Annotated in this window: 10 protein-coding genes; 7 read left to right on the top strand and 3 right to left on the bottom strand. The window is 65.6% G+C overall.

What is annotated here, in order from left to right:
• The first annotated feature begins 170 nt into the window (after window positions 1-170).
• The 3 genes from EDF58_RS05455 (at window position 171) to EDF58_RS05465 (ending at window position 5487) form a co-directional block, all read left to right on the top strand.
• Complete coding sequence (locus tag EDF58_RS05455) at window positions 171-1019, top strand: TIGR00266 family protein (RefSeq protein ID WP_132263300.1); 849 nt, start codon at window positions 171-173, stop codon at window positions 1017-1019.
• Window positions 1020-1154: 135 nt separating this feature from the next.
• Entirely contained in the window at window positions 1155-2978 is a 1824-nt protein-coding gene (gene glmS, locus EDF58_RS05460; protein WP_132263301.1) for a glutamine--fructose-6-phosphate transaminase (isomerizing), read from the top strand.
• A 325-nt stretch (window positions 2979-3303) separates the two neighbouring features.
• A complete protein-coding gene (locus EDF58_RS05465) occupies window positions 3304-5487 on the top strand; it encodes a GGDEF and EAL domain-containing protein (RefSeq protein WP_243654080.1) in 2184 nt (727 codons plus the stop codon).
• 27 nt (window positions 5488-5514) lie between these two features.
• On the opposite strand, the gene EDF58_RS05470 is transcribed toward EDF58_RS05465, so the two are convergent.
• A complete protein-coding gene (locus EDF58_RS05470) occupies window positions 5515-6552 on the bottom strand; it encodes a dihydrodipicolinate reductase (protein ID WP_132263303.1) in 1038 nt (345 codons plus the stop codon).
• A gap of 81 nt (window positions 6553-6633) precedes the next feature.
• Window positions 6634-8295: an MFS transporter gene (locus EDF58_RS05475; protein WP_132263305.1), complete on the bottom strand. Its 1662-nt coding sequence runs from the start codon at window positions 8293-8295 to the stop codon at window positions 6634-6636.
• A 245-nt stretch (window positions 8296-8540) separates the two neighbouring features.
• Between EDF58_RS05475 and EDF58_RS05480 the strand changes: the two genes are divergently transcribed.
• Entirely contained in the window at window positions 8541-9794 is a 1254-nt protein-coding gene (locus EDF58_RS05480; protein WP_132263306.1) for an acetyl-CoA C-acetyltransferase, read from the top strand.
• 26 nt (window positions 9795-9820) lie between these two features.
• Window positions 9821-10309, top strand: a complete 489-nt coding sequence (locus EDF58_RS05485) for a MarR family transcriptional regulator (protein ID WP_132263308.1) — start codon at window positions 9821-9823, stop codon at window positions 10307-10309.
• A gap of 96 nt (window positions 10310-10405) precedes the next feature.
• On the opposite strand, the gene EDF58_RS05490 is transcribed toward EDF58_RS05485, so the two are convergent.
• Window positions 10406-10723, bottom strand: coding sequence for a hypothetical protein (locus EDF58_RS05490; protein ID WP_132263310.1), 318 nt, complete (start codon window positions 10721-10723; stop codon window positions 10406-10408).
• 374 nt (window positions 10724-11097) lie between these two features.
• Here EDF58_RS05490 and EDF58_RS05495 point away from each other — a divergent pair, with 374 nt between their 5' ends.
• Window positions 11098-12327: a CoA transferase gene (locus EDF58_RS05495; protein WP_132263312.1), complete on the top strand. Its 1230-nt coding sequence runs from the start codon at window positions 11098-11100 to the stop codon at window positions 12325-12327.
• Window positions 12328-12365: 38 nt separating this feature from the next.
• Window positions 12366-12656, top strand: a complete 291-nt coding sequence (locus EDF58_RS05500; RefSeq protein WP_132263314.1) for a hypothetical protein — start codon at window positions 12366-12368, stop codon at window positions 12654-12656.
• The last annotated feature ends 23 nt before the right edge of the window (window positions 12657-12679 follow it).

The raw sequence follows: 12679 nt of genomic DNA on the forward strand, positions 1-12679 counted from the left end.
CCAGGAACATCCTCTCCAGGAACACCGATCGTGTGCCGGTCTTTGCCGGTCGATTGTCGTCGGAACAGTGTTCGTCGAAGCCTGCAGACTATCCGACGGACGCGGTTTGACAAGAACTTTCACGAAACCCAGATATCAGGCACCGAATCTTTCCCACCTACGGAGTATCCATGTCCAACAACCCCTGGAGCCACAGCCGAAATTCCGCGATCGCGGACGATGTCGATTTCGAGATCAAGGGCCACGAGCTGCAGTTCGTGGAGATCGAGCTCGATCCCGGCGAAAGCGCGGTTGCGGAGGCAGGAGCGATGGTGTGGAAGGACGCCTCGATCGCCATGTCGACCGTGTTCGGAGACGGCTCCGAGCAGCAGGGTGGCGGCTTCATGGGCAAGCTGCTCGGCGCGGGCAAGCGGCTGGTCACGGGCGAGAGCCTGTTCACCACCGTCTTCACCCATGAGGGCCGCGGCAAGGCCCGCGTGGCCTTCGCCGCGCCGATCCCAGGCTCGATCCTGCCGATCAAGCTGGATGACGTGGACGGCCGCCTGATCTGCCAGAAGGACGCCTTCCTTTGCGCCGCGCGCGGGGTCTCGATCGGGGTGCACTTCCAGCAGAAGATCATGACCGGTCTGTTCGGCGGCGAAGGCTTCATCATGCAGCGCCTCGAAGGCGATGGCTGGGTCTTCGTGCAGATGGGCGGCACCGTGATCGAACGCACCCTGGCCGCGGGCGAGGAACTTCACATCGATACCGGCTGCGTTGCCGCTTTCACCGCGGGCATCGACTTCGACGTGATCCGGGCCGGTTCGGTCAAGTCGATGATCTTCGGCGGCGAGGGTGTGTTCTTCGCGCGGCTGCGCGGGCCTGGGCGCGTCTGGATCCAGTCCCTGCCCTTCTCGCGTCTGGCCGGGCGGATGATGGCTGCCGCCGTGCCTTACGGCGGGCAGAACCGCGGGGAGAGCACCATGCTCGGCCTCGGCGCCGTAGGCGGCCTTGCGGCGATGATCGGCGGGGACGATTGACCGCTTCGGATTACATCCGAAAACCCATCCGATTTGCACACATTACCAAGCCTTCATGGTGGCGCCACCAAACGCCAACCATTATCGGTGTAATGGCACGTCAGTTTCGGCTCGAACTAAGGTAACGCAAGCGCAATGTGTGGAATCATCGGCATCATCGGCAAGGAAGAAGTCGCGGATCGACTGGTCGACGGTCTTCGGCGCATGGAATATCGCGGTTATGACAGTGCGGGCGTCTGCACGGTCGAGAACGGCCAGCTGATCCGCCGCCGCGCACAGGGCAAGCTGGTCAATCTCGTGAACGAGCTGGCCCGCGATCCCGCACCGGGCCTGATCGGCATCGCCCACACCCGCTGGGCCACACACGGCGCGCCGACGGCCGCCAATGCGCACCCCCACGCCACCGAGCACCTGGCGCTGGTCCACAACGGCATCATCGAGAACTTCAAGCCTCTGCGCGAAGCCCTCGAATCGCGCGGCCGCACTTTCGAGAGCCAGACCGACACCGAAGTGGTTGCCCACCTCGTGTCCGAACAGGTCGAGGCCGGGCTTTCCCCGCAAGAGGCCGTGAAGGTCGTCCTCCCGCAGCTTCGCGGCGCCTTCGCGCTTGCGATCGCCTTCCGCCAGCACCCCGACCTGCTGATCGGCGCCCGCCTCGGCTCGCCGCTGGTCGTCGGCTACGGCGAAGGCGAGACCTACCTCGGCTCGGACGCCCTCGCCCTGGCCCCCCTCACCCAGCGCATCACGTATCTCGACGAGGGCGACTGGGTCGTCATCACCCGCGAAGGCGCGCAGATCTTCGATGCCGACAACAACCCGGTGGAGCGCGAGATCGTCTCCTCGGGTGCCTCGGCCGTCGCCATCGAGAAGGGCAATTACCGCCACTTCATGCAGAAGGAGATCTTCGAGCAGCCGACCGTGGTGGCGCAGACGCTGCGCAGCTACATCCACCAGGTGGACCAGTCGGTCGCCCTGCCGCAGATCGATTTCGACCTATCCGCGATCAAGCGCATCACCATCGTCGCCTGCGGCACCAGCTTCTACGCTGGCATGGTAGCGAAATACTGGATCGAGACTTTCGCCCGCCTGCCGGTCGACATCGATGTGGCCTCCGAATTCCGCTACCGCGACCCCGTGCTGGAGCCGGGCGGCTTGGCCCTGTTCATCTCGCAATCGGGCGAGACGGCGGACACCCTCGCCGCGCTCAAGCATTGCAAGGCGGCCGGGCAGACGATCGCCGTCGTCGTCAACGTGCCCACCAGCACGATGGCGCGCGAGGCCGACCTGCTGCTGCCGACTCACGCCGGGCCGGAAATCGGCGTGGCCTCCACCAAGGCCTTCTCGTGCCAGCTCGCCGTGCTGGCGGCGCTGGCCGCGCACCTCGCCGTCAAGCGCGGGCGCATGGACCGGGCCGAGGAGATGGACGTCGTCCACCACCTGCTGCAAACGCCTGCCAGCCTCAACGCCGCGCTTGCCTTCGACGAAGAGATCGCCGCCATGGCGCATCTGATCGCACCGGCGCGCGATGTGCTCTATCTCGGCCGGGGACCCGACTATCCGCTGGCCCTGGAAGGTGCACTGAAGCTGAAGGAAATCAGCTACATCCACGCCGAAGGTTATGCCTCGGGCGAAATGAAGCACGGCCCCATCGCCCTCATCGACGAAGCCGTGCCGGTGATCGTCCTCGCCCCCTCCGGCCCGCTGTTCGAGAAGACCGTCAGCAACATGCAGGAAGTGCGCGCGCGCGGCGGCAAGGTCGTGCTGATCTCCGATGCCGAAGGCATTGCCGAAGCCGGCGAAGGCTGCATCGCCACGATCGAGATGCCCCGCGTCCACCCGCTCATCGCCCCGCTGGTCTATGCGGTGCCGGTGCAGCTGCTGGCCTACCACGTCGCCTGCGTGAAGGGCACGGACGTGGACCAGCCGCGCAACCTCGCCAAGAGCGTGACCGTCGAATAGAGGCCGGTTCGGCTCGACCTTGCCGCAGGTCGAGCCGAAGCCCGGCGGCCATCATGGCGGCAGCGCGCATTTTCCCGGCTGCCGGCCATCTTGCACGACGCCTGAAAACAGCCTGATGGTTTACTCCGCGCTAACCTTCACACGATAGGCTCTCCGCGTGAGAAAGCGGTCGCAACCCACTCAACCGCTCCCGAAGGAGCTGCCAGTCTCCGCTATCCTTGGGCTGACCCAGCCGGCGGAGGGGGATTGGGCGCGCCTGCGCGGCATTCAATATTCGTGCCTCTCCCGCGCGCCTGTTGCCCGATTCGTCACGCAATTCGCCGCCATGCTGGCCGCTGCCGGACTGTTGGCGCCACGCCTCGATCCGCGGCTGATCCTGGGCTGGGCCGTGCTCGTCTGCGCCGCGGCCTGGTACGGTGCCCGAATCGACAGCGCCGTTTCCGCTGCCGAGGGACGGAACCTGCGGCCCGGCGAGGCCCGCGCCTATCTGGCGGCAACCATCGTCAAGGGCCTGGTCTGGTCGATCCCGGTCTGCGGCTTCGGGCCGTTCCTGGCTGCGGACGTGCAAGTGAAGCTCTGGACCGTCCTGGCGATGCTGATGACGGCTTTCGCAGTGCTGATCCCGGGCGTGCCGATGGGGACACTCGTCTTCACCGGGCTTGCCGGCGGTTCCGCCATCGCCTGTTTCCTCGCGCTCGGCCTCTACGACGTCGCGCTGGTCGCTTCCGCCTTCATCGCCGTGGTCGTGGCCGGCGCCATCCAGTCCGCAAGGCAGTTCCTTACCGGCAAAGTGGCCGAAGCGGGCATGGTCGAGCGGGACGAAGTGGTCTCGCTGCTGCTGCGCGAATTCGAGGAAGGCGAGGCCGACTGGCTCTGGCAGATCGACACCACCCGCCGGGTCCGCGCCGTCTCGCCGCGTTTCGCCTTCGCGCTCGGCAAGCAACCGCGCGAGATCGAAGGGATGCCATTCCTTCAGCTCATTGCCGGCGCGAACTGGGAAACCGGCGATTTCCCGGCAAGCCTTCACGATCTGGCCGAGCGATTGAAGCGCCGCGAAAGCTTCTCCAACTTGCTCATCCGCGTCACCCTGTCAGGCAAGGCGCGCTGGTGGGAGCTGTCCGGAACGCCGAACGTGGACGAAACCGGCCAGTTCGACGGGTTCCACGGCGTCGGCTCCGATGTGACCGAAGCACGCGAGAACTCCGACAAGATCGCCTGGCTCGCGCGGTACGACCCGCTGACCGGCATGCCCAATCGCCTGATGCTGGGCGAAGCCCTCGGCGAAGCGCTCTCCCACGCCTCGCAGTGGCGCATGCGCTGCGCGTTCCTGATGATCGACCTCGATCGCTTCAAGGCGATCAACGACACCCTGGGGCATCACGTCGGCGACCAGCTTCTGGCCCGCGTGGCGGAGCGCCTGAAGGAACAGATGACGGAACGCGAGGTCTGCGGCCGTCTGGGCGGTGACGAATTCGCCATCGTCATCCGCGATGCCACCGATCTAGACTACGTCAAGCGCGTGGCGCAGCGCGTGATCCAGAGCCTCTCACAGCCCTATCAGGTCGATCACCATACGCTGTTCGTGGGCGCCTCGATCGGCTCGGCCATCGGCCCGCGCGACGGCGATGCGGTGGAAACGCTGATGCGCAATGCCGATCTCGCGCTCTACCGCTCGAAAGACGAAGGCGGCAACGCCCACTTCACCTACGAACCCGCGCTTCACACCCGCGCCGAGGAACGCCGCAAGCTGGAATCGTCCATGCGCTCGGCGCTGGAACGCAAGGAGTTCACGCTCAACTTCCAGCCCGTGGTGGATACCCAGAACGAAACCGTCGTCAGCTTCGAGGCCCTGCTGCGCTGGAACAGCAAGGAACACGGCGCGGTGAGCCCGGTGAAGTTCATCCCCCTGGCCGAGGATACCCGGCTGATCATCCCGATCGGCGAATGGGTGCTGCGCGAAGCCTGCCGGGAAGCGATGAACTGGCCGGACCATGTGCGCGTGGCCGCGAATGTCTCGGGCGAGCAACTGCTCGACCCGAATTTCGTGACCAGCGTCGTCTCCGCCCTCACCGAAAGCGGGCTTCCGGCCGCGCGCCTCGAACTGGAAGTCACCGAAAGCATCTTCCTGCGCGATGCCACCCTCGCCCGTTCCGCGCTCGAAAAGATCATGGCGCTGGGCTGCAAGGTGGCGCTCGACGATTTCGGCACCGGCTATTCCTCGCTCGGCTACCTGCGCAAGTTGCGGTTTTCGACCATCAAGATCGACCGCTCCTTCGTGCAGGGCGCCGCCACCGGCAATGCCGAAAGCCTGGCGATCATCCGCGCCGTGGTCGCCATGGCCGACAGCCTCGACATGTCGACGACCGCGGAAGGCGCTGAGACCGAAAAGGAAGTCGAGATGATCCGCAAGCTCGGCTGCCGCAAGATCCAGGGCTATTACTATGGACGGCCGATGTCCGCGAAGGACGCGGTCGCGCTGTTCCGCAACCGCGCCTTCTCGGCCGTGTGATCAGGCACGCATCGGCGATTCTCGACCCTAACCGTAGATCGGCAGGATCTGCGGCAAGTCGGACGTCGTGCGGATACCCGGCGGTGCAGCGCAGACGGCGGGAATGGCATTGACCGGCCGGTGCGCCGTCAACCCCGGCGTGTAGGCGGCATAGTCTTCCTCCGCGACCGGGAACGTGATGTCCACCTTCACCGGCGTGTCCCCCTCGGTGGTGATCCGCCATCCGGATTCGCGCAGGTCCCACTCGTGCTCGATCTCGGTCGTCACATACCAGTTCGCGCGGAACCGCATGACCGGGCGGCCGCCGCTCTTGCAGGTGATCGTGGTGCGCATCGCGCCGACGGTGCCGGCCGGGACAGTGCCCGCCGCAATCGTCAGGTCCTTGAGGGTCGGCGAGAGTTCGCCCACCGCCTCGATCTCGTCCACCTTGAGGCCGACGGCATCGGCAATCTGCGAGAGCGAGCTGCCGAAATCGCCCTTGAGATGCTCGGCCCGGCGCTGGTCGAATGGCGCCATCGGCGCTGCGAAACCCATGACCTGGAACAGCATCTCGGGCGAATTGCGGCTGGAGACGTCGGCATATTCGTCGATGGTCAATAGCCCGTGCGTGCGCTGGAGCGACAGGAGCGGGATCGCCAGGGCTTCCGTCACGAAGCCGGGGCTCGATCCGGTGCTGTAGATCGAGGTCTGGCCCGAGCGGCAGGCCTCCTCCACCCGCGCGCGAAGTGCAGGGTCCATCCGCGCGGGATTGTGGAAGTCGCCGCGCGTGGTGACCACGTTCTTGCCCGATGCAAGCAGTGTGCAGATCTCGTCCCAGTCGGTGCCCTGCCGCATATAGAGTACGCAGTCCGCATCGAGCGCCGCGAGTTCGTCCAGCGAATTGGTGGCCTTCACGCCCGTGGGCGGTAATCCGCAAAGGTCGCCTGCATCCTTGCCCACCTTTTCGGGCGAGCTGACCCAGAGCCCCACAAGGTCCATGCGGGGATGCTCGATCACCGTGCGCAAGGCGCGGCTGCCCACATTGCCCGTCGCCCACTGGATGACGCGCCAGTTCCGGCCTTCCATTGCTTCTCTCCCGTTTCTTGTCTCGTGCGGACTTGGCCGCTGGTCATGAACTCCCGCAATCCCCGGATGGGAACGGCGGGTTCAGGGCGCCATCCAGCTGACGGTATCCTGCTGCGGGTCGGGCGAATCGGCTTTCCATCGCACCGAGCCAAACGGCCGCTCCAGCCGGCGTCGCACCCGGTTGCCCTGATGGGAGCGGTTGAACGCATCGGCCTGGGTCTGAAGCTCGATATCGGCCTGGGTAAAGCGGTCGCGCAGGCGCAAGTAGTCTCCCCAAGTCGGGCAGTGGTAACGCTCCGTCCAGAGCGCGGGATCGGCGATGTCCCGCGCAAGCGACCATTCGAAGCCGCCGTTGCGTTTGCGCATCGACTGCATTTTCATCATCACTGCATAGAAGTCTCGCGCGCGTTCGGGATCGACGTCGTAGTCCACCTCGATCACCACTGGCCCGGACCGCAATGTCAGGGCCATGCCCACGGCGGGCTCGTGGCCCAGCGGCACTTCCTCGGTATCGGCCTGGTCGCCGCCGATGGGCATGAGCAGTCCGAGCAGCGCGGTCGCGCCAACGGCGATGCCCGAAGCCACCAGCGCAAAGGCCACGCTCCGCCCCGCCGCCACTTCGCCCCAGGCCCAGGCACCCAGCCCGATTCCGGCGGTGATGGCCGAGGAAAACAGCGAGAGCGCCCGCGCCGTCACCCAGCGCGGCGCGGAGAGCTGCACGGTCACGTTGAGCATGGCGACGGTCAGGATATTGCAGGCGCCCACGATCAGGAATGCCGCGCAGGTCACCACGATGTCATGGCTCATGCCGATCGCAACAAGCGCCAGCCCGGTACCGATGGCGAAGGTCCGCACGGCCAGCTCGGTCGAGATCGCGTCGCGGATGCGGCTGACGAACAGCGCGCCGGCCACCGCGCCCACGCCTTGCGCGCCGAGCAGCACACCGAACGTGGACGCATCGCCGTGCAGCAGGTCCCGCGCGATCAGCGGCGCCAGGGCAGAGGCCGTCGCCGTGCTCAGGCCGAAGACCAGCACGCGCACCAGCGCCGTGCGGATCGCCGGGGCATGGAGCGCATAGCGAACGCCGCCGATGATCGCGCGGTCCATCCGCTCGGGCGGCAGCCGCGAAGGTGCATGGCGGCGGCGCCAGAGGAAGAAGGCGAACAACAGCGGCAGATAGAGCAGCGAGGTCATGCCGAACACCGCCTTGGCCCCGTAGATCACCACGATCAGACCGCCGAGGGCGGGTCCGAAGCTGCGCGCGACATTGTAGCTGATCGTCCCCAGAGCCACCGCCGCAGGCAGATGCGCGCGCGACACCTGCTCGGGAATCGACGCCTGCCAGGACGGCGAATAGAGCGCGACCCCTCCCCCGATCAGCGCGCAGAACAGCAGCAGCAGCCACGGCGTGATCAGGCCGAGGAATGCCACCACCGCCAGCACCGCCGCGCAGATCGCACTGAACGTCAGGCCGGTCATGGCAATGCGGCGACGGTCGAACATGTCGGCGATGGCGCCCGCAGGCAGCGTCACCAGGACGAGCGGGAACATCATCGCCGATTGCACCAGCGCGACCATGCTCGGCGAATTGCTGAGCCGCGTCATTTCCCAGGCCGCGCCGACGCCCAGGAAGAGCTGTCCGAAATTCGAGAACAGGCTGGCCGTCCAGATCCGCCGGAACGTGGGTTCGCGCAAAGGTGCGAAGGCGCCCCCCGATTGCTCCGCCCGTTCCAATCCCGTCATGCCCGCCCTTTCGCATTTTTCTGTCTGGAGATGATGGCGAGGGTGGCCGCAGCGTCAAGGCGGCTGACCGAACAGGCCCCTTCCTCGCACCCGGCCCCGCCCCCACGATATGCTTGGGCGCAGCGGCAATCGCCAAGGCGATAGGAGCCGTGCCGCCAATTGCAATTCCCCGGCCGGGCCAGCATCACCCCGGACAAAGCGCGCAGGCAAGCCCGATCCGCGCGGATTTTCGAGGAGAGCAGACCGTGACCGACGCCTATATCATCGACGCCGTCCGCACCCCGCGCAGCATCGGCAAGATGGGCAAGGGCGCGCTGTCCGCCATGCACCCGGAACACTTGTCCGCCACCGTGCTCGCTGCGCTGAAGGACCGCAACGGCATCGACACGGCCGATGTGGACGACGTGATCTGGGGCGTTTCGGCAGCCATCGGCCTTCAGGGCGGCGACATCGGCCGCATGGCCGCGCTCGATGCCGGCTACGACATCCGGGCTGGCGGCGTCACGCTCAACCGCTTCTGCGGCTCCAGCCTCACCGCGACCAGCCTCGCCTCCGCAATGATCATGTCGGGCATGTCGGATCTCATGGTGGCCGGCGGGATGGACATGCTCTCCTACGCCAATGCCCACGGCATGAAGTTGCGCGAGGCCGGGCTGGGCAGCGCGGGCATGGGCGCCGGCAATCCGCGGCTTCAGGCCAGGCATCCGCAGACGAACCAGGGCGTCGCCGCCGATGCGATCGCGGCGATGGAAGGCATCGGCCGCGCGGAACTGGAAGCGCTCGGTGTCGAGAGCCAGCGCCGCGCCGCGCAGGCCATCGCAGAGGGCCGGTTCGACAAGTCCACCATCGTGGTCCGCGACGATCAGGGCAATGTCATCCTGGACCATGAGGAATACCCGCGCCCGGACACCACGGCCGAAAGCCTCGCCCAGCTCAAGCCCGCCTTCGAGATGTTCTTCGACATGCCTTCCGTGCCGGGCGGCAAGACTTATGTGGAACTGATCAGGCAGGTCTATCCCGATCTCGACGTCAAGCCGATCCACCATGTGGGCATATCGTCCGGCGTCGTGGACGGCGCCTCGGCGATCCTGCTGGCGTCAAAGGACTATGCCGAGAAGCACGGCCTCAAGCCGCGTGCGCGCATCGTCGCCATGGCCGAGACGGGAGACTGCCCTACCCTCATGCTCAACGGCCCCGTGCCGGCGGCCAACAAGGTGCTGGCAAAAGCCGGGCTGACCAAGGACCAGATCGATGTCTGGGAAGTGAACGAAGCCTTCGCCGTGGTGGTCGAGAAATTCATTCGCGACCTTGACCTGGACCGCGCGAAGGTCAATCCGAATGGAGGTTCGATCGCGCTGGGCCATCCCATCGCCGGGACCGGGGCGATCCTTATCGGCACGGCGCTCGACGAACTGGAGCGCACCGGGGGCCGCTATGGCCTCATCACCATGTGCGCTGCGGGCGGCATGGCGCCGGCGATCGTCATAGAGCGCGTCTGAACGCCGGAACGAAGCAGGAGTATTGAGTGGCAACCGACGCGGAAGAAAAGCTGACCGGCAGACTGGGCGAGGCTTTCAACGACCCCGACATCAGTCCCCGTCGCCAGGTCGGCCTGCGCATGACGGTGATTTCCCGGCTTCAGCGCAGCAATTTCGACCGCAAGGTGGCCGTTCTCAACGTGACCCGCTCGCAATGGGCGATGATCGCGGTGGTTTCGCGCCATCCCGGATCGACCCAGCGCATCATCGCGGAATACCTGGAAATGTCGGAAGCCTCCGCCGGACGGCTGATCGACCGGCTCTGCGCCGAAGGCCTGCTGGAGCGCCGCGACCGCGCCGACGATCGCCGGGCACGCGCGGTCTACCTGACCGACGAGGCAAAGCCCCTGCTCGACCAGCTGGGAGAGATCGCCAATGAGCGCGAGGAACGCATGTTCCAGGGCTTTTCGGAAAGCGAGATCGAGCAGCTGCGCAGCTACATGAACCGCATCTACGACAATATCAGCCGCGACTGAGCGGCCATTTCGTCAGGCCGGACCGATCAATACGGCAGGTACAAAAAAAGGGCGGCTCGCAGGAGCCGCCCTTTTTTCTTGGCTATTGCGCCCGGCTTACTTGGCCGCGGCAATGTCCTTCTTCGACAGCGAGGTGGTCAGCTTGCCGTCGACGGCCGTCAGGCTGGCGGCAGGGACCGTGACGAGGCGGCCGTTCAGGATGACCTGCGGATTGCCGTCTGCGGCAACGCGGTAGATCGGCGCGAGACGGTAGCCATTGGCACCATAGAGCATCTTGCCGGCAGTCAGGTCGAGCGGCGCGGCGGCCTCTTCGGTGACGGCACGAACCGACTGGGTGGTTTCGGCGAAAGCGGCCGGAACGATGCCGAAGGTGGCGACAGCGGCAGCAGCGGCAAGGGCAACGAACTTGTTCATCTCAGGCATCTCCAAAAAATCGAGGTTGGTGTCGAGGTTCTCTCAACTTACTAACCTAGGTTAGGAGTTGTTGAACAGATAGTCAATTGCATTTTCAGCACCGATCAAAACTTTTTTGCAACTGCACACGGCGATCCATCCGCCAGCCGGATCATGTTGCAATGCAGCGCAGGAAGGCATCGCACAGGCGGAGGGCGCAGCAATTGGCAGGCTTGATCGTGGGCACGATGAGGCGCGGGTTGCCAGCCCCCACCTTTGCGCTCAAATCGAATGAAGCCTCGGCGGAGGCGGAAATCCGGGCCTCTCGGGCACTCTTCGCCGAAGATTTCATAGCGATAACAGAATTTTCAGCGATGAGCGGGGACAGGCAGACGATGGCAACTAAGGTGATGCAGGGGGTGCGCGTCCTCGAAGTGGCGCAGTTCACATTCACACCGGCCGCCGGAGCGATCCTGGCCGACTGGGGCGCGGACGTCATCAAGATCGAGCATCCCGTGCGCGGCGATACCCAGCGCGGCTTCCTCAACATGGGCGGCGTCCAGCTCGATCCCTTGCGCCATACGCTGTTCGAGCATCCCAATCGCGGCAAGCGCAGCGTCGGCATCGACCTCTCGACCGCGGAAGGCCAGGAACTGCTCTACGAAATGGCGAAGCACTGCGACGTGTTTCTCACCAACTACCTTCCGCAGGTGCGCCAGAAGAACCGCTTCGACGTCGAGCACATCCGCGCCGCCAATCCGAACATCATCTATGCGCGCGGCAGTGCCTGGGGCGACAAGGGACCCGAGCGCGAAAAAGGCGGCTTCGACGGCACCGCCTTCTGGTCGCGCAGCGGCATTGCCGATTGCATGACCCCGCCCGAACTGCCCGGTCCGCTCTCCCAGGGGATGCCCGCCTTCGGCGATTCGATCGGCGGCATGTTCATTGCCGGCGGCATCTCCGCCGCACTCTTCCACCGCGAGAAGACCGGCGAGGCCGCGGAACTCGACGTCTCGCTGATGAGCACCGCGGCCTGGGCCTCGGGCGCGAACATCGCGCAGGCCGTCGAGACCGGCGTGATCACCAAGAACGCGATGCCCAGCTCGGGCGGCGGTGCCAAGAATCCCTTCATGGGCAATTTCTGGACGTCCGACAATCGCACCATCAACTTGTGCATGGTCAGCCCGACCGGGCTCATTCGCGACACCTTCGAACATGTCGGCCGGCCCGAAGCCGCGGACGATCCGCGCTTCCAGGATGTGCTCAGCCTGATCGAGCACTCCAAGGCCGCCAGCGACATCCTGGTCGCCGCTTTCGCCGAGAAGCCCTTCGCCTATTGGCGCGAGCATCTGAAGACGCTGAAGGGCCAGTGGGCGCCGATCCTCAACTTGCTCGAACTGGCCAGCGACGAGCAGGCGCTCGCCAACGACATGCTGATCGAGGTCGAGGGCGCCGATGGCGGAGAGCCGCTGAAACTGGTGCGCGGCCCCGTCCAGTTCAATGGCGAGGCGCTGGAAACCACGCGCTCGCCCCAGGCCTCGGAACATACCGAAATCGTGCTCATGGAGATGGGTGTGGACTGGGACCGGATCGAGGATCTCAAGTCCAAGGGCGCGATCGCCTGATCCCGCTCCCGACAATTCGACTGCAAGGAACCTAGAAGATGAAGCCTGGAACCCGTCTCAAGAGCGCTGCCTGCGACACCGAAGTCATGGTGATCCGCGCTGCCGACGGCACGATCGAATGCGGCGGCGCACCGATGGACGAAGCCAAGCCCGCCGATGCCGCCCCGCTGGCGGCCGACTTCTCGGCCGGCACGCTCATGGGGAAACGCTACGTCGATGCGGACGGCAAGTACGAACTGCTTTGCGTGAAGCCCGGAAAGGGTTCGCTCTCGGTCGACGGCGTGGCGCTGGTGGTCAAGGACGCCAAGCCGCTTCCCGCCTCCGACTGATCCCGGCATTCTCCCGCAAGCGC

The organism is Novosphingobium sp. PhB57, from assembly GCF_004342985.1.
Taxonomy (GTDB): domain Bacteria; phylum Pseudomonadota; class Alphaproteobacteria; order Sphingomonadales; family Sphingomonadaceae; genus Novosphingobium.

What these genes read in the sequence shown, in the direction of transcription:
- EDF58_RS05490 (WP_132263310.1), bottom strand. Translation starts at nt 10,723, where the DNA reads ATGAACAAGTTCGTTGCCCTTGCCGCTGCTGCCGCTGTCGCCACCTTC.
- EDF58_RS05500 (WP_132263314.1), top strand. Translation starts at nt 12,366, where the DNA reads ATGAAGCCTGGAACCCGTCTCAAGAGCGCTGCCTGCGACACCGAAGTC.
- EDF58_RS05465 (WP_243654080.1), top strand. Translation starts at nt 3,304, where the DNA reads ATGCTGGCCGCTGCCGGACTGTTGGCGCCACGCCTCGATCCGCGGCTG.
- glmS (WP_132263301.1), top strand. Translation starts at nt 1,155, where the DNA reads ATGTGTGGAATCATCGGCATCATCGGCAAGGAAGAAGTCGCGGATCGA.
- EDF58_RS05455 (WP_132263300.1), top strand. Translation starts at nt 171, where the DNA reads ATGTCCAACAACCCCTGGAGCCACAGCCGAAATTCCGCGATCGCGGAC.
- EDF58_RS05475 (WP_132263305.1), bottom strand. Translation starts at nt 8,295, where the DNA reads ATGACGGGATTGGAACGGGCGGAGCAATCGGGGGGCGCCTTCGCACCT.
- EDF58_RS05470 (WP_132263303.1), bottom strand. Translation starts at nt 6,552, where the DNA reads ATGGAAGGCCGGAACTGGCGCGTCATCCAGTGGGCGACGGGCAATGTG.
- EDF58_RS05495 (WP_132263312.1), top strand. Translation starts at nt 11,098, where the DNA reads ATGGCAACTAAGGTGATGCAGGGGGTGCGCGTCCTCGAAGTGGCGCAG.